This is a genomic window from Sporolactobacillus sp. KGMB 08714, assembly GCF_036598985.1.
Lineage (GTDB): Bacteria > Bacillota > Bacilli > Bacillales > Sporolactobacillaceae > Sporolactobacillus.
Window position 1 is genome coordinate 83884 of record NZ_JAUUBW010000008.1, and the last position, 16537, is coordinate 100420.

Here is a 16537-nt window from a genome sequence, read left to right on the forward strand (position 1 = left end):
AAACAGAACCTTTAGATCATCTTCAACACATGGAGTCTGCCAGTCAGATCAACTATTTTCCGAATCAGCCACACCGACCATTACAAGATACCTATCAGCGGGATCTAATGAACCGTTCCAAAACCATGAAGAAAAATTTCCGCCGGCAGCTGCGGCCTCATCATAGGCAACAGGCGTGATCGCGTCATCAGGTATAATCATAAAACTTAAATTTGATTCTGTTCTCAAGCTGTGGTCCAGCTCCCACAGAAAGGCCGTCCGGCTTAGGCCACTGAGGTGATAGGATTGTCCAATGACTGAATGTCGGCCGATTACTTCCATCAGCTGCTTCAATATTAAGAGTTGGGTAAATGGGAACAGACCAAACATCCGATAAATCTTCTACTTCAAAAGGAATAACAGACTGCCCCGGTTGCTGAAACTTAATTTGAAAAATGCACAGGATTATTATTTTCATCAACAAATTCAATAGTAATAAAAAAATTTTTGGTTCACCGGGAGCATCAAAAATATCAGAAAATATAGCCATTGAAACTCGGCTTGCTTCACCTGAGGATCATAAGAATAGTTCGTTCCATTATAAGGTGTAAGAAAATCAATGACTGAATTCGTTAGATGAATTTTATTTACTCCGCTGTCCTGCAACCGGCATGGATTCGGACTTTTTTTCTTCATTTCTTTTTCCGCTAGATGCTGGACAGCTTATATCAATTTACTTGCTTCCTCACTTTTTTAATCTATCTTTACTTGTATTATCGGATAAATTTAAAAATATTTAATTTTTTCCAAATACAAATGAATGTCACCAGGCCGAGGATGGGTATGGGTATCCCGTGAAATTAATTACATTCACACCATCATGATGATATCATACATCTTGGCTGCCCGGTTTCCAGTACTTTCTAGCCCAGTGTTTATGATTTATGAAATAAACAGAGGCACTTGCCCCTTCTATAAATAATCGAGCAGGAGTCAGCTAACGCTGCCGACTTCTCACGCCATCGTACCTGCGGTTCCCCGCATACGGCAGTTCCTTAATTGACGCGCAGACACTCATACTGTTTGCCCAGACTGTGATTTATTTTCAAGGGACTCCCTCTTTAGCTTCGTGCAATAACCGCTATGAGTTGCTGTGGGGTCAATGACCGGCTTTGCAGAAAGATTTGATACGCTTCTTCCGGCGGCAAAACCGTTTTTTGGTTCAACCAATAAATGATAATATCAATGATTCCCTGTATTACGATTTCCTTCGCAAAGCCGGCTGAGAAATTCACCGCCTTTCCATGAAAACTCGAGTCCGTCTGCAGCAGCACTTCGCCGATCAAGTGTTTCACCTTGCCGTCAATCGCTGCCGCATGTTCATTCAACAACAGTGCAGCCAAATCCCGCTGTCGATACAGATACCTGAACAACTGGTAAAACGCATTGTTGTTCTGATTTAATTCCCCCGCTTCGGCATCGGAAGCCGGCTTCGGATAACGCCGGAAAATCCCGCTAATATTGGCCACGATATCATCTTCGTAATGGGCTAAAAGATCATACTTGTCGACATAGTGCAGATAAAAGGTACCCCTGCTGATCCCTGCAGCCTTCGCAAGCTGCTGGACGTTAAGTTTGTCAAAGCCGTTTTCATGAACCAACTTAATAAAGGCTTTTTGAATTTTGATCTCCGTCTCTAACATCTTTGTGTTCGTTTCGATGGGGCTCGCCTCCAATTAACAGACCGTCAATTTCATAACCATTCAACAACAAATTTAAAAAAATTACAATGAACACTTCTGCTGATTTTGTGTAGCGGAAGAAAGCGGAACATACATGATAAATATCGAATAAAACCTGAAAAAGCACGTATTCAGCTTAACATTCGGGTCGAAATTGTGTATTGCCAGGTTTAGATCGAGCAGCTAATATCATCAATGAACAAAGTGTTAATTTGAAAGAAGGTAATCAAATGTTGGCGAGTGAATGGAAATACCTTGTCCGACACAAGGTGTTCGTTGTTCTGATTGCGATTGCCCTGATCCCTGCGATCTACTGCTTCATCTATCTTTCTTCAATGTGGGATACCTATGGCAAGATGGATCACCTCCCCGTGGCTATTGTGAATCATGACAAAGCGGTTACCTACCGCGGCAAGCGTATCAATATTGGCCACGATCTAACAGCCAGTTTGGTGAAGTCGGATATACTGAGTTTTCATCGCATCTCAGAAAAAGTTGCCGAGGAGCGGTTGAAGGCCGGGAAGTACTATATGATTCTGACGATTCCTGAGGATTTCTCAAAGAAAGCGGCCACGATCATGAGTGCAAGTCCTCAGAAGATGAATCTGTACTTCCGTTTCAATTCCGGTCAAAGCTTCGTCGTTTCCAAGATGACGGGCGGCGTCGCGACCGCAATCAAAGCAAAAGTATCGGCTCAAGTCACTAGACTTTATGCAACGACTGTACTCCATGCACTGAACAGTGCCGCTTCCGGTATGAAAAAAGCCGCTGCTGGTGGGCAGCAGCTCGCAAACGGGGCACAGCAATTGATCCATGGCGAGACTCAAATGGGCACGGGCAGCAGCTCGATGAGCAGCGGCATCAATCAACTGATCAGCGGGAACAGCAAGCTTGTCACTGGCAACCAGGCCATGAGCTCCGGCTTTGCCAAATTGACCAGCAACACAGTTGCACTCACCGGCGGCCTGCAACAAATTGAAGCCGGCCTGACGCAGCTCACACAGAAATCATCGCAATTAACCGCCGGAGCCGCGAAGCTTACACAACTGGTACAAGATATCAAAAAACAGCTCAGCTCAGGAACAAATAGTCCGGTACAAATTCAAGCTGAAACGTCGGCTCTCGTTAAAGACCTGGCCGGCAGTGCTGCAAGTAGTGATGGTACCCGGACCTTACTGAACGGAGAACAGAAAGTGACGGCCAGTATGAACGTTTATGCCCAGGGAGTCGGCACCTTAGCAACTGCGAATCAGCGTATCGGCAGCCGACTCGCTGCTGTCCGACAAAATCTGCCCATGATCCAGGCCGGTGCCGGCAAATTAAATTCAGGTACTGCAAGCTTGCTCCAAGGCACGAACCAGTTGTTAAGCGGCAGTCAGACATTGGCTTCCAGTTTGAACACCGGCGTTGAAAAGCTTCAAGTGCTCCATACTCAAGAACGCAATGCTGCCGCCTTAGCCAATCCTGTCCGGGAAGTCACCAGTGATATTGCTAAGATCCCCAATAATGGAACCGGGATGGCTCCTTTTGCTATCGCAATGGGCCTGTACGTCGGCGGCATCGCGCTGGGCACAATGTATGAGGCTTTCCTGCCGCGCCGCAAACCACACCGCGCATTACCTGGTGGGCAAGCAAGGCCTCAATTGTCGGATCAGTCGGCTTGCTCCAAACGGCCCTGCTCTACTGGTCTTTAACCCAGGGCACTCACCTGCACGTTGCCGACCCCGCTGCCTTTTTCCTGATCCTGTTACTTGGTTCATGGCTGTTCTTGTCACTGATTTTCCTCCTGAGACTGCTGCTTGGGGGTTTTGGAACCTGGCTGGTCTCTATTGTTCTCGTGATCCAGCTGGCTGCCTCTGGCGGTCTTTACCCGACCTACTTACTCAACAGCTTTGCCAGATCGCTTAATATCTGCCTGCCGATGACCTATCTTATCGACGCCTTGCGCAGCCTCATCTCAACACATCAAGCCATTATCAGCGATGTCTGGATCATGATCGCTTTAGTAGTAGGATTTAACCTGGCGATGTTACTGCGTTTCCAACTTGGGCTGCATCGAAGTTTCATCGGGATCGAAGACGACCTGCAAAGTGAAGGATGCCGAGAATCATGATGTCATATGAGCATCGCGAGATCGGCTTTTCTGCCGGAATAGAAGATCAAAGTCGTCAGGAAATTAAACGATGCAAATCCGACAGGATGAGAAGTATGGGCACTTGATCGGAGACAAAGAGTGCACAGTTGATTCCATACAAAGATTGCTGATAACTAAACTGTCGTTGTCTGAAACATCAAGAGTCTGACAGGTGCTGTACAAAGCAGAAACAATTCGAAAAGAGAAGCAGCTTAATAAAAAGGACATCGTTCTTTCCTATGGTTCCGCTTCGCTCAACCTTGCATTTCACATGAAAAGAATCAGATGTTCCCTTTTTATTTGATCTAATTATACCGTTAGCTCATTATAAGTTCGTTTCTATGGTCGTACAGCAGGACAAAAGGCGATTAAACAACTCTCCTTTGAAGTGCCGACGATTGAACCGATAACAGAATTCATCCACGAAGGATGCCGGCGATAAAGGCCCGGGCATTGAAAATAATCGTGTGCAGCCAGTGCCGGTGATCCGGGTTTTTCTTCGATCAAACTTGATGCCTTTAACAGCAGACTCTTCACTTGCCAGAGATTAATACGAGCTGTATCTATCACTGTGGATGATCAGCCCCGGACTTCAGTGACGTATGGGTAAAATCTTTTAGCGCCCGACCACTGACATCCGGAATCAATTTCATTTTGACTTATTGGATTCTCGATAAATACAAATAAAGCTGTTTACTGATGATTGCTTAAACCCGTATTTTTTATAGCATTGTCATTCGCTGTTCAGAATCATAATCATAATTGTTGACTTATGGAGTCATTGCACTCTATAAATTTAATGGCAAAAATGTTCTTTCCTCACGATGGCTCAAGCTCTGATAAATATGGATTTTAGCTCTCAGTAAACAGCTTTTCTGTCCAGTCAAGATCTTTTTCGTTACGCATCAGCCGGGACAATAGAGTCTATTTCGAATCGGCACAAACCATGCTACCGTCAGCAGGACTCGTGTTCTTTTTTCTTAAATTCTCTATGATCTATGGATTAAATTCACTAGAAAATCAAAAAAGCCTATTAGTTCCTATATACGTGACAATTCCAAATCAGTATTTCTTCTTGAAACAACATCAGGGAATGTATGCACATGAAGATCAATAACTCCATGTAAAATTGCTTATCCTAAGCTCATTACCGTACCCCTTCTAAACATAATAAATTATAATGAATGATTACATATTGTTTAAGATATCAGTTCATTTCATCATTAACAGACTTTTGAACAAATTTTTTATTGGTTAAGTAGACGCCGAAAATGACCACTATCCCGCCGATAATTTGAAAAAGATTAATACCATTCCCTAATAAAATACTGATGATTGCGGTAAAAACCGTAATCAGATTCAGAAAGATGCCTGCGTGGCCTGATCCCACTACGGGTACGCCAATATTCCAGAATAACAGCGAACCCACAGAAGGGAAAAGTGCCAGATAAAGAATTCCAAATGTTGTTGCAGGGGTAAAGGACCAGTTGAAATTTGAATAAATGAAAAATGGCAGCATCAGCAGCAAACTGAGGGCCACGGTAACAGCAGTTGCCCCGATCGGGGGTAAACCTTTGATTCTATTGCTGAGCAGTGTATAAAAGGTCCATGAAATGATCACCATAAGCATGAAGAGATCCCCGACATTGTAATCAATCGCAAACACACGAAAAAGATCTCCATGGGTAAGAACCAGCAGCACACCGATCAACGATATAATCAATCCCAGAATTGTTGCCGTGTGCGGCCGTTCCCTTGCGTCAGCTTTCCAAGTCCACAATGGCCACACCTATGATTTGATTGTTCATGTTATAAGACCAAAAGCTGTGATTCTTTTACCTTTTTCCCCCATCATTCATGAAAGATTCTGCTATTGCTGTGTTGCATGTATAAGCGGTATAAAAATGTTGTCTACAATCTCTGCTATGGCTTTGTCGGATACGGGTCCCAGCCTTGTAATCAGCTCGTGCTGCAGCAGATCCAACGGCAATGAGATGATCCGGGGCGTCAGCTTTTCAAGGCGGATTTCTCCGCGAAGTTCCGCGTTTTTCAAAATCGCTGCCATAGCTGCTATTTGTTTGCTCTCTGATTTCCGCTCGTATATTTTCGGCATGGATGCGATGATCCTGCGCCACACCGCCGGTTCCATAATTAGCCCCCGGATCGTCTCCGAGCCGATTGTTTTCAGCGGTGCGACACGCGCATGCAGATAGGCATACACATCATCGCGCAGGTTCCCGGTATTGGGGATCTCATTTGTAATCTTTGGAAAATAATATTTGCGCAGGGCGGCCATCACAAGCTCAGACTTATCGGGCCAGCGGCGATAAAGGACGGATTTATTTGTCCTCGCCCGCGTCGCGACGCTCTCCATCGTCATTTGCGTATAGCCGGTTTTGGAGAGTTCCTCCCACGCGGCCTGCAGGATCGCCTCTTCCAGAACTTGTCCGCGGCGGCGCCTCCCTTTCTTTTGTTCGTCCATCTTTTATTCCCCCCGAGCCTCAACAATTAAATTAAAGGGACCTCTATCGTAAAAATTATAAAAACTGGAGGTTTCTTATTGACAAAAATCTATTTTTATCATATCATGGTCCCATAAGAAACTCAATGTTTTTAAAATTCAATACAATCATCCCAAAACACAGGAACAGCCGCAACAGCCTGTTCGTCTGTTTTTTTGGTTTCCAAAAAGATTTTTTTAGCCAGTCATGCAACTGTCAGCCCTCTCGTGTCGGGACTTAGTACGAAAGGGGGTAAAAAAGCCGTCGCTCACGCTCTTTCACGGCAGAAAGGGGATGAGACTGACGAAACCATCTTCTTTTCAGCAAACAATTGGGAGACCGGACCCCGCGTATTATATCATTGTGGATTTCTAATACACAGTATTTATTCGTCTACTGTTCATTTCAAAGTATTTTCCACCAATAATCGCAACAGTTTATAAACAACTGATTTAAAAATCATGGGTACAGTCTTTATAATTATTAGAATAAACAAGTTGAGCGAATGATTAGACCGCCACCTGGACAGACCCACTTGTAAGAGTTTGGGTATCTGGTCTCAAATGTGTGATTCAGATAGACTTCATTCGGGTTCGCACCGCTTTCCAGCACATCAATACACATGGCCCCATTGCATGTTCCCGCGGAATGGAAAATGCAGATGCGTCAATCGGCATTTGAACGATCTGCTGTTTTGGTGAAGTAGTGACCAAAATCTCCGTTTATTCATTGACGGGATGAATGTCCACTGCTTCACTTGACTAGATAGACCCACTCTAAATTTCATTTTTCTCGGCCTTTCGCGGGTCGGGGAAGAGTCCGCGTTATTATTTTCTGCTGTCTTTCCACGCAGAACGGATGTCGTTCACTCCAGTTCAAACGCGCCGGTATAGAGCTGATAGTATTTGCCCTTTTGCTCAATGAGCTGCCCATGGCTGCCGCGTTCGATGATGCGCCCATGCTCAAGCACCATAATAACATCGGCGTTCTGCACGGTGGATAGCCGGTGGGCGATGACAAACACCGTCCTGCCCTTCATCAGTGCGTCCATACCCTTCTGCACAATGGCTTCGGTCCGGGTATCAATTGAGGAAGTGGCCTCGTCAAGAATCATGACGGGCGGATCTGCTACGGCAGCGCGGGCTATTGAAATCAGCTGCCGCTGCCCCTGCGAAAGGCCGCTGCCGTCCCCTTCCAGCAAGGTATCATAGCCTTGCGGGAGCATGCGGATGAACCCGTCGGCGTTCGCAAGTTTTGCGGCCATGGTACATTCTTCATCCGTCGCATCCAGCTTGCCGTAGCGGATATTGTCCATGACCGTTCCCGTGAACAAGTTCACATCCTGAAGGACAACGCCAAGCGACCGCCTCAGATCGGCCTTTTTTATCTTATTGATGTTGATGCCATCATATCGGATTTTTCCGTCGGCAATATCGTAGAAACGGTTGATCAAGTTGGTAATCGTCGTTTTTCCGGCGCCGGTTGCACCGACGAGCGCCACCTTCTGGCCGGGTTCGGCGTAAAGCGTGATGTTATGCAGAACATTTTTGTTTTCCACGTAGCCAAAGTCCACATCAAAAAAGCGAATTTCACCCTGCAATGGAGTATAGGTTACCGTGCCGTTACTGTGCGGATGTTTCCACGCCCATGTATCCGTCCGTTCCTTGCATTCCCTGATTTCGCCATTTTCCATTTTCGTATTGACGAGCATAACATATCCACTGTCCTGTTCGCTTTCTTCATCCATTAAGTCAAAGATTCTGGACGCTCCGGCGAGCGCCATAACCACCATGTTGAACTGCATGGAAATCTGGCCGATTGGGTTAATAAAGCTGCGGGACAGGGTAAGGAAAGAGACGATCGTGCCGATTGTCAGGGCATGGACGCCGGTAAAACTCAGGTTGGGAATACCCGCAATGCCGGCCGCGCCTCCGATAATGGCAAGAAGCACATAAAGCAGATACCCCATATTGCCAACAACCGGCATCGTGATATTGCCGTACTTGTTTGCCTCGGTCGAGCTGAAGCAGAGATCATCATTCTTTTTATCAAACTCTTCCTCGACCTTTTCCTCGTGGCAAAAAACTTTTATGACCTTCTGACCGTTGATCATTTCTTCAATATAGCCATCCACGCCACCCAGAGATTGCTGCTGCTTCATAAAAAATATCCCGCTTCTGCCCACCAGTGCCTTGATCACCTTCAGCAGAACAAAGGCAAACAGAGCGACGAAAACGGTTAGGCTGACGCTGAGATAAAGCATGGCAAAGAACGAAGCCATCACTGTAACAAGAGACGAAAACATCTGCGGCAAACTTTGGGAGATAGCCTGGCGCAGCGTATCGGTATCATTAGTATAGCGGCTCATCACGTCTCCGTGTGTATGCGTATCGAAGTACCGGATCGGCAAGGTCTGCATGTGCGTGAACATTTCGTCGCGGACTTTTTTGAGCGTACCCTGCTCGATGACAACCATGACCCTGTTGTAGAATAAAGTGGCAAGCACTCCGATGATATAGATGAGCCCCATCAGAAGAATCGCCTTGAACAGTCCTATGAATACGGGATGCACCTGCCCTAACAGTGGAATGATATACTTGTCGATCAGGGTTTGAAGGAACAAAGCGGATGCCGCGTTTGCCGCCGCGCTAATCAAGATACAGATGACAACGAAAATCAGCTGGATTTTATAAGCAGCCATATAGGAAAACAGTCTTTTGATGGTGCCAGGTTTGAAGCGTTGCACCGGCGACTTGCCGCCTGAATTTCCTTTCGGCGGTATCTTATTCATGGAGAACGCCCCCTTCATTCTGCGACTCGTAAATTTCCCTGTAAATAGCACAGGTCTTAAGCAGTTCGTCGTGTGTGCCGACTGCGTTGATTTTTCCGTCGTCGAGCACGATGATCCTGTCGGCGTCCTGCACGGACGCAACGCGCTGGGCAATAATGATCTTCGTCGTATCCGGGATATCATTCTTAAACGCCTGGCGGATCATTCCATCAGTCTTGGTGTCCACAGCGCTGGTGGAATCATCAAGGATCAGAATTTTGGGCTTCTTCAGCAACGCCCGTGCAATGCAGAGCCGCTGCTTCTGGCCGCCGGACACATTGGTGCCGCCCTGCTCGATATAGGTGTCGTACTGATCCGGGAACTCGCGGATAAACCCGTCGGCCTGGGCAAGCTCGCATGCATGAATCATTTCCTCATCCGTCACGTTTTCATCACCCCAGCGGAGATTTTCTTTGATCGTTCCGGAAAAGAGTACATTCTTCTGCAGCACCATCGCTACCTGATTGCGAAGCGATTCAATATCATAATCCCGTACGTCGACACCGCCGACCGTTACCCTTCCGCGCACGACATCATAAAGGCGGGGAATCAGTTGGACAAGGCTCGACTTCGAGGAGCCGGTCCCGCCGAGGATGCCGACCGTTTCACCGGATGTGATAAAGAGGCTGATTCCATCAAGAACCGGCTTGTCGGCCTTTCTGGCATATGTAAAAGTGACATTTTCAAAAGTGATCGAACCGTCCTTTACCGTGGTTACCGGATGTTCCCCGTTTTTCAGGTCGCTTTCCTCATTCAGAATTGCCACAATGCGCTCGGCCGACGCGCGGGAAATAATGATCATGACAAATACCATCGAAAGCATCATCAGGCTCATGAGTATCTGCATCGCATAGGTGATGAGGCCCGTCAAATCGCCGGCAGAAAGCCCGTAAGCCGGATTGTTGCCGCTGGCAACAATCTCTTTTGCGCCGAACCAGGAAAGTAAAAGCATGCTGGCGTAAAGGCAGAACTGCATGAGCGGCATATTGAATGCCAGTCTTTTTTCTGCCTTGGAAAAATCCCGAAAGATTGTTTGGGAAATGCCCGCAAACTTCTGTTCTTCATAATCCTCCCGGATATACGATTTGACCACCCGGATGCCAAGCAGGTTTTCCTGCACGACATTGTTCAGTCGGTCATAGGTATTGAAAACCCGCACGAAGATTGGATGTACGTGCGACATAATCAGCCACAGGCCGATGCCGAGCACCGGGATGGTTGCAAGAAAAATCAGTGATAAATGGACATCGATACGAAAAGAGAAGATCAATGCGAACACAATCATCACCGGAGCACGTGTCCCAAGGCGGATCAGCATCTGGTACGCCATTTGCACATTGGTAACGTCGGTGGTCAATCGTGTGATGATGCTGCCTGTCGAAAATTTATCGATATTAGAAAACGAAAACTTTTGCACGTTATAGAACATATCCCGGCGCAGATTCTTTGCATAGCCAGAAGAAGCAGTTGCCGCGCTGCGTCCTGCGAGAGCGCCGACCAGCAGCGAAATCATCGCCGTGATAACAAGGGCAAGCCCTATCCATAAAACATTGGACATATTTTTCTTAATGATGCCGTAATCGATCAGATAGGCCATCAGCGTGGGAATAACAATTTCAAAAAATGCTTCAAATGTTACATATACCGGGGTGAGGATAGTATCTTTTTTGTATTCCCGTATACTGGATAAGAGTTTTTTAATCATAAACGACCCCCTGCGGTCTGCCTGATCCTTATCAAAGAACAGGCTTAATATTTGCTATATTTTCTTTCATTCTTTGAATAGAAGAATACAACGCATTTACTTTTTCATCAGTAAATCGCTGATAAAGGCCTGCATCCTTTCCGCATCAGTCTCATAAGTCCTCCGATTTTCCGCGCTTTTTCAGGCGCGCTTCGTGGGTGTCTGACTGTCTTTGGATCAGGCCCTTCTGTTCCCATCAGTCTGAGCACCTTTGATGCAGTGGAGCGGGCAGTGATAAAATATCCTTGATATCTTTCCGGTAGACATTTTGATCTGCATCTGCATTATCGGCGAGGCCGCCAATAAATCTATCCATGCCTATTTTATCCAATTGCCCCTGACCATGAATATCCAGGTTGTTAATCAGCCCGTTACTCTCCGGATTACAACAGATGGACCCATTATACATTGCTTTCCGACTTAACGTTATTCACAGGTTCATTCATACTCATCTTCCCCTGCAGCACTCGACGAGCGTCGGCTTCTGCTGCTGCGGTCACAATAAACCCTTCGAGAGAAGGAGAATGCTTTGCTGACTGAATAGCATGCATCATTTGATCATCTTTGATTCTTTTCACTTTAGATCACTCTTTCTGAATCTTAAACAGAGCAGTAACCGGTATACTCAGGGCCTCCGCAATCAGAAATAAATGATCATCTTTATGGCTGGACTGACTGTCAAACCTGGATAAACTACTGGCAGAAATACCTGTTCTTCCGGATAACTCTTTTTGAGATATATGCGCATCGGCCATCGCCTCTCTGAGACATGGCTGAACGTTAACTTTAACCAAATCATTTTGTAAGTGTTCCAATAATGTTCATCCTTTATAGTTCTCTTTTCTATATCCCAATTATGCTCTTAATATTTGCTACTTGACAATCAGCAAAAAGGAAGTACCTATTTAACCGTTCTGTTGGTAGTAATAGGAACTCCTACAAATAATAAATATACCATAATTCATATGGATTTGTGTGCCAGTTGTTTTCCTTGGGTAAAGATTTTTCTGTCGGTCATATTTTCAAACGGCGGGTAGGATTTGCCTCTATAGATGCTGATCTGCCTTCCGTTACTGATCTTCGGCCTTATAGGCACGCAGTGTTTGCGCCAGTCCCTGCCGGAAAGATGTCCTGACGATCGGTCCGACCCGTTTCCGATATTTTTCTCCGTTTAAGATAGAACCTTCTTTCGTGAGATACATGATTTCCGTGATTTCCCGCATGAACGGATCGAAGAGCCCGATCAATGCGATCATCCGCGTATGCAGCGGAATAGCTCTTTTCATTCGTAGATCTCCCCCTTATATTTAGTGATCAATCAATAACATAACGTGCCAAAAGAATGGCCCTCCTCTCTTATTCTCCGTTGTTTATTTCCCCATCAATTCCGGCAATTCAAGGAAAAAGGAAAGGTTGCAGAGGATACCCCCGGTACCCCCGGCCATAAACCGGATGACCTCCTGTTCGGCGTTTTTGATTCCGGCTTCCCGAAATCGGCTGAGTACATTTTCCCGAATCCTCAGCAGGCCTGCCGCGTCACGGCCCTTATCGCAGCATCGGGCACGGACAGGCCGATGACTTGCAGAGCGACTTCATACGGGCGGGAATCCGACAGGCTTTCGTAAGCAGCGATCATCGCTTCGATCAGATGATCCGGATCGGCTTCCACGTTTTGAAAGGATCGGTTAATCCGTTCGTAGGCCCTGTTCAGCGCCGTTTCGAACAGGACTTCTTTTGTCTTAAAAAATTTAAACACATACGGCTGAGAAATGCCCGCCATCTCCGCGATGAGCGCGGTTGTCGTTTGATAATATCCCCTCTGCGCAAAAACTTCCAGACCGGCCTCGATGATCTCTTCTTTGCGGTCCCCCTTTTTCGGACGGCTCATGGGCTATCTCCCTCTACAATAAATTATTGATTGATAAATAAACAATTACCGATCGGATAATCCTCGTCAAGCTGTTGTAAAACGAAAAAATTTCGGCGATGACATGTTTCTTCGGTTCTTTGGATTTCAAAAATAATTTTTAATCATTCTAATTTCGAGTGAATTAAAATATATTAACCTTGTATTTTTCTATTGTATGGGTTTATCTTCATTCCGGAAAATTGAACATGTGGATCACAATGAATTACCACCAGGTTTGTGACATCAGGTGAACGATCTTGAATCATTTCTTGCTTGCCTGCTGTCTTTTTTCACGCTTTTTTCAGTTGTTCCGTAATATTTTTTAAAGCATCCTTGAAGCAATCCGCTGTCGCTCTTCAGAAAAAGGAGGAATTTCAATGAGAGAGGTCGCTATTGTTGGGGCGGCACGAACACCCATCGGCTCTTTTGGCGGGAGTCTGTCCGCAGTTCCTGCTGTCAGTCTCGGGGTTACAGCTGCAAAGGAAGCGATCAGACGTGCCAATATCTCTGCGGATCTGATTGACGAGGTCGTGATCGGTAATGTATTGTCTAGCGGACTGGGGCAGAATGTCGCAAGGCAGATTAGCATTTATGCCGGCATCCCGGAGTCGGTTCCGGCATTCACTGTGAATATGGTCTGCGGTTCCGGGCTGAAAACGGTGATTTTAGCCAGTCAAATGATTGCACTTGGCGATGCAGATGTGATCCTGGCCGGGGGCACGGAGAACATGAGCCTGGCTCCTTTCCTGCTTCACAATTTTCGCTGGGGAAAGAAAATGGGCGATGCAAAAGTTGTCGATGGAATGCTCACTGATGCATTGATTGATGTTTTCAATCAGTACCATATGGGGGTCACCGCCGAAAATATCGCCGAACGATGGGAAATCAGCCGCGAACGACAGGATGAGTTTGCTCTGAACAGCCAGAAAAAGGCGGAAAGAGCTCAGCTTTTGGAGTATTTCGATGAGGAGATAGCTCCTGTGGAATTTGTGGTCAAGCGAAAAAAGACCATAATCAGTCAGGACGAACATCCGCGTCACGGTATGACCCTTGATAAGCTGAGCAAGCTCCGTCCTGTTTTTAAAGAAAAAGGCACAGTCACGGCAGGCAATTCATCCGGAATCAACGATGGGGCAGCGATGATTGTTCTCATGTCCCGGGAGAAAGCGGAATCAATGGATCTTGACATTTTAGCCACCGTCAAGTCATACGCCAGCACCGCCCTTGATCCAAAAATCATGGGCTATGGTCCTGTTCCCGCCTCGCGAAAGGCTTTAAATAAAGCAAACATGACCATCGGAGATATTGATCTATTTGAAATTAACGAAGCTTTTGCCGCACAGTCCCTAGCTGTTGCGGATGATCTGAAAATTGATACAACCCGAATTAATATTAATGGCGGAGCGATCGCACTCGGCCATCCTGTCGGCGCTTCCGGAGCACGTATTCTGGTGACCCTTCTTTACAACATGAAACGCACCGGTGCAAAAAAAGGTCTTGCCTCGCTTTGTATCGGCGGCGGCCAGGGAACGGCATTAATTGTCAGAAGGCCGTGACAGCCAAAATGTAAGCGCTGTCTAGGTATTCTCTGCAGGCCTTAAGAATGGAGATGAAGAAAATGAACAAAGTCATTTCGTCAATTAAAGAGGCGATCCGTGGGATTAAAGACGGAGACACATTGATTGTCGGCGGTTTTGGTTTATGCGGCATTCCGGAACACCTGATCCAGGGGCTTCGTGATAGAGGCGTTCGAGACCTGACGATCGTCAGTAATAACTGCGGAGTGGATGACTGGGGACTGGGTCTCTTACTGGAAAACAGACAGATCAGGAAGATGATCGCCTCATACATCGGTGAAAACAAGATTTTTGAGCAGCAGGTCCTGCGTGAGGAAATAGAGGTGGAACTGGTTCCACAAGGCACACTTGCCGAACGGATCCGAGCGGGCGGAGCAGGTATCCCCGCCTTCTATACAGCAACAGGCGTAGGAACGGATGTAGCAAAGGGTAAAGAACACCAGACGTTCAACGGTCGAACCTATATCTTGGAAGAAGCCATTGTTGGTGATTATGCCCTTGTAAAGGCTTGGAAGGCCGACCCCCTTGGCAATCTCGTCTACAGAAAAACAGCCCGGAACTTTAACCCGCTGGCTGCGGCCGCGGGAAAAATAACTGTTGCCGAAGTCGAGGAACTCGTCGGTCCGGGCAGGCTTGATCCCGATCAGATCCATACACCGGGTGTATACGTTCAGAATGTTCTGCTCGGCAATCATTATCAAAAAAGAATCGAACGGCTCGTCACTGCGCGAGCTTGAGAGAGGAGACTTTCTATGCGAGAAAACCGCCAGCTGATCCTGAAACGGGCGTTGAAGGAAATAAAAGACGGCATGTATGTCAATCTTGGCATCGGTATGCCGACCTTAATCGCAGATTTGATTCCTGATTCAATTCAGGTGATGCTCCAGTCTGAAAACGGCTTGCTTGGCATCGGTGCCTATCCAAAGGAAGATGAAGTGGATCCTGATTTAATCAATGCCGGAAAAGAAACCGTAACCATTAAACCAGGCGGTTGTTATTTTGACAGTGCCGAGTCCTTTGCCATGATCCGGGGCGGACATATTGACCTCGCTATTCTTGGAGGAATGGAAGTTTCAGAGAATGGAGATCTGGCCAACTGGATGATTCCCGGGAAACTGGTCAAAGGTATGGGCGGCGCAATGGATCTCGTTCAGGGCGCAAAACGGATTATCGTAATTATGGATCATGTGAACAAACATGGTGAACCCAAAGTGAAGAAGGAGTGCTCCCTTCCCCTCACCGGCAGGCAGATTGTCCATTGCCTTATTACCGATCTTGCCGTCTTCCAGTTTACAAGCGGAGGTATGAAACTGGTGGAGCTCCAGGAAGGCACCTCACTTGAAGAGGTTCGGAGCAAAACAGAAGCAGATTACATCGTCGATGATGCCCTGCTTTTAAACCAGTAAAAAAGATCGGTTAAAGCTCGAAAACATCTGACGGACATTTTCTAACATAAATCCTGGGAGCGTCCGTTGCTGCTGTAATGAATAGCTTCTCATTACAGTAAGCCACACTTTTATGTAAAAACATTTACAGTCTGTCCCAATTATTTTGTGATAAGTGCGTTACTCAATTGGCTATCCAGTGTGTCAAATCCAAAAGCATGGTGTTTTAACTGGAATCATTGATTATGCTTAATGTGTAAACATTAAAGTCATATTCTCAGATTTAAAGGCCCTGAAAATGGGTCTTTTATTCATGCCAAGCAGCAGGCTTTACCGGGGATTATTTTTTCGAGGTTGCTTATTGAAATGACCTTCCGAACGATTCTCAGATTCTGTAATAAGAGAAAATACAGGAAGGGATAAATAATAGCTGAATACCTGAGATGGTAGCCAACCCGAATCATAGAAAAAACCGGCTTTCACACTTAGCCACTCATTTCCGGTGGAAGATAGTGAAAAAAAAGAAGATAAATCACCAGTTGAGTCCGTATCATTTATACGAAAAAAGCAAAAAAAACTTTTGCTAAATTATTATTGCAATCTATTCTTTTAGCAAACTTCATGTTTGTCTTCTCTCTATTTAAATGCTTTTTATTCTATAACTAAAACTTGAAACACCAAAAACAGTGTTTAAGCCTTATCCGATAAGGGGGTAACACAAAAAATAAAAGCATGA

At 46.1% G+C, this 16537-nt stretch carries 15 protein-coding genes; 5 read left to right on the top strand and 10 right to left on the bottom strand.

All coding sequences use genetic code 11. The features are described 5' to 3' along the window. Nucleotides 1-48 precede the first annotated feature (48 nt). Both Q6A92_RS04725 and Q6A92_RS04730 read right to left on the bottom strand, forming a co-directional pair. Nucleotides 49-369, bottom strand: a complete 321-nt coding sequence (locus tag Q6A92_RS04725) for a hypothetical protein (protein WP_332237222.1) — start codon at nucleotides 367-369, stop codon at nucleotides 49-51. A 731-nt stretch (nucleotides 370-1100) separates the two neighbouring features. Continuing rightward, nucleotides 1101-1682, bottom strand: a complete 582-nt coding sequence (locus tag Q6A92_RS04730) for a TetR/AcrR family transcriptional regulator (protein ID WP_274401492.1) — start codon at nucleotides 1680-1682, stop codon at nucleotides 1101-1103. Between the two features lie 269 nt (nucleotides 1683-1951). Here Q6A92_RS04730 and Q6A92_RS04735 point away from each other — a divergent pair, with 269 nt between their 5' ends. Continuing rightward, a complete protein-coding gene (locus Q6A92_RS04735) occupies nucleotides 1952-3415 on the top strand; it encodes a YhgE/Pip domain-containing protein (RefSeq protein ID WP_332237223.1) in 1464 nt (487 codons plus the stop codon). After that, nucleotides 3382-3834 (top strand): hypothetical protein, encoded by a 453-nt coding sequence (locus Q6A92_RS04740; protein WP_332237224.1) that lies wholly within the window; start codon nucleotides 3382-3384, stop codon nucleotides 3832-3834. Before Q6A92_RS04735 ends, Q6A92_RS04740 begins: the two co-directional genes overlap by 34 nt. A gap of 1228 nt (nucleotides 3835-5062) precedes the next feature. On the opposite strand, the gene Q6A92_RS04750 is transcribed toward Q6A92_RS04740, so the two are convergent. The 8 genes from Q6A92_RS04750 to Q6A92_RS04785 all read right to left on the bottom strand — a co-directional run bounded on the left by Q6A92_RS04750 (nucleotide 5063) and on the right by Q6A92_RS04785 (nucleotide 12818). Then, nucleotides 5063-5635 (bottom strand): DMT family transporter, encoded by a 573-nt coding sequence (locus tag Q6A92_RS04750; RefSeq protein ID WP_332237225.1) that lies wholly within the window; start codon nucleotides 5633-5635, stop codon nucleotides 5063-5065. Between the two features lie 90 nt (nucleotides 5636-5725). Further along, a complete protein-coding gene (locus tag Q6A92_RS04755) occupies nucleotides 5726-6337 on the bottom strand; it encodes a TetR/AcrR family transcriptional regulator (RefSeq protein ID WP_274401495.1) in 612 nt (203 codons plus the stop codon). 884 nt (nucleotides 6338-7221) lie between these two features. Continuing rightward, entirely contained in the window at nucleotides 7222-9147 is a 1926-nt protein-coding gene (locus Q6A92_RS04760) for an ABC transporter ATP-binding protein (RefSeq protein ID WP_332237226.1), read from the bottom strand. Continuing rightward, nucleotides 9140-10891 carry an ABC transporter ATP-binding protein gene (locus Q6A92_RS04765; RefSeq protein WP_332237227.1) on the bottom strand — a complete coding sequence of 584 codons (1752 nt, stop codon included), beginning with the start codon at nucleotides 10889-10891 and terminating at the stop codon, nucleotides 9140-9142. Before Q6A92_RS04765 ends, Q6A92_RS04760 begins: the two co-directional genes overlap by 8 nt. Nucleotides 10892-11331: 440 nt before the next feature. Then, the gene (locus tag Q6A92_RS04770) at nucleotides 11332-11508 is read right to left on the bottom strand and encodes an antitoxin VbhA family protein (protein WP_332237228.1); all 177 of its coding nucleotides are present in this window, start codon (nucleotides 11506-11508) and stop codon (nucleotides 11332-11334) included. Between the two features lie 6 nt (nucleotides 11509-11514). Then, nucleotides 11515-11745 (bottom strand): helix-turn-helix domain-containing protein, encoded by a 231-nt coding sequence (locus Q6A92_RS04775; protein ID WP_332237229.1) that lies wholly within the window; start codon nucleotides 11743-11745, stop codon nucleotides 11515-11517. A 255-nt stretch (nucleotides 11746-12000) separates the two neighbouring features. After that, nucleotides 12001-12216, bottom strand: coding sequence for a hypothetical protein (locus Q6A92_RS04780; RefSeq protein WP_332237230.1), 216 nt, complete (start codon nucleotides 12214-12216; stop codon nucleotides 12001-12003). 233 nt (nucleotides 12217-12449) lie between these two features. Continuing rightward, nucleotides 12450-12818, bottom strand: coding sequence for a TetR/AcrR family transcriptional regulator (locus tag Q6A92_RS04785; protein ID WP_332237231.1), 369 nt, complete (start codon nucleotides 12816-12818; stop codon nucleotides 12450-12452). Between the two features lie 398 nt (nucleotides 12819-13216). Between Q6A92_RS04785 and Q6A92_RS04790 the strand changes: the two genes are divergently transcribed. The 3 genes from Q6A92_RS04790 (at nucleotide 13217) to Q6A92_RS04800 (ending at nucleotide 15822) form a co-directional block, all read left to right on the top strand. Then, complete coding sequence (locus Q6A92_RS04790; RefSeq protein WP_274401515.1) at nucleotides 13217-14395, top strand: acetyl-CoA C-acetyltransferase; 1179 nt, start codon at nucleotides 13217-13219, stop codon at nucleotides 14393-14395. A gap of 62 nt (nucleotides 14396-14457) precedes the next feature. Further along, a complete protein-coding gene (locus Q6A92_RS04795) occupies nucleotides 14458-15153 on the top strand; it encodes a CoA transferase subunit A (RefSeq protein WP_274401516.1) in 696 nt (231 codons plus the stop codon). Nucleotides 15154-15168: 15 nt separating this feature from the next. Continuing rightward, on the top strand, nucleotides 15169-15822 hold the full coding sequence (locus Q6A92_RS04800; protein ID WP_274401517.1) for a 3-oxoacid CoA-transferase subunit B: 654 nt from the start codon (nucleotides 15169-15171) through the stop codon (nucleotides 15820-15822). Nucleotides 15823-16537: the final 715 nt, after the last annotated feature.

Excerpts from the sequence above, each read along its gene's own strand:
- Q6A92_RS04725 (WP_332237222.1), bottom strand. The coding sequence starts at position 369 with ATGTTTGGTCTGTTCCCATTTACCCAACTCTTAATATTGAAGCAGCTG.
- Q6A92_RS04730 (WP_274401492.1), bottom strand. The coding sequence starts at position 1,682 with ATGTTAGAGACGGAGATCAAAATTCAAAAAGCCTTTATTAAGTTGGTT.
- Q6A92_RS04735 (WP_332237223.1), top strand. The coding sequence starts at position 1,952 with ATGTTGGCGAGTGAATGGAAATACCTTGTCCGACACAAGGTGTTCGTT.
- Q6A92_RS04755 (WP_274401495.1), bottom strand. The coding sequence starts at position 6,337 with ATGGACGAACAAAAGAAAGGGAGGCGCCGCCGCGGACAAGTTCTGGAA.
- Q6A92_RS04760 (WP_332237226.1), bottom strand. The coding sequence starts at position 9,147 with ATGAATAAGATACCGCCGAAAGGAAATTCAGGCGGCAAGTCGCCGGTG.
- Q6A92_RS04765 (WP_332237227.1), bottom strand. The coding sequence starts at position 10,891 with ATGATTAAAAAACTCTTATCCAGTATACGGGAATACAAAAAAGATACT.
- Q6A92_RS04780 (WP_332237230.1), bottom strand. The coding sequence starts at position 12,216 with ATGAAAAGAGCTATTCCGCTGCATACGCGGATGATCGCATTGATCGGG.
- Q6A92_RS04785 (WP_332237231.1), bottom strand. The coding sequence starts at position 12,818 with ATGAGCCGTCCGAAAAAGGGGGACCGCAAAGAAGAGATCATCGAGGCC.
- Q6A92_RS04790 (WP_274401515.1), top strand. The coding sequence starts at position 13,217 with ATGAGAGAGGTCGCTATTGTTGGGGCGGCACGAACACCCATCGGCTCT.
- Q6A92_RS04795 (WP_274401516.1), top strand. The coding sequence starts at position 14,458 with ATGAACAAAGTCATTTCGTCAATTAAAGAGGCGATCCGTGGGATTAAA.
- Q6A92_RS04800 (WP_274401517.1), top strand. The coding sequence starts at position 15,169 with ATGCGAGAAAACCGCCAGCTGATCCTGAAACGGGCGTTGAAGGAAATA.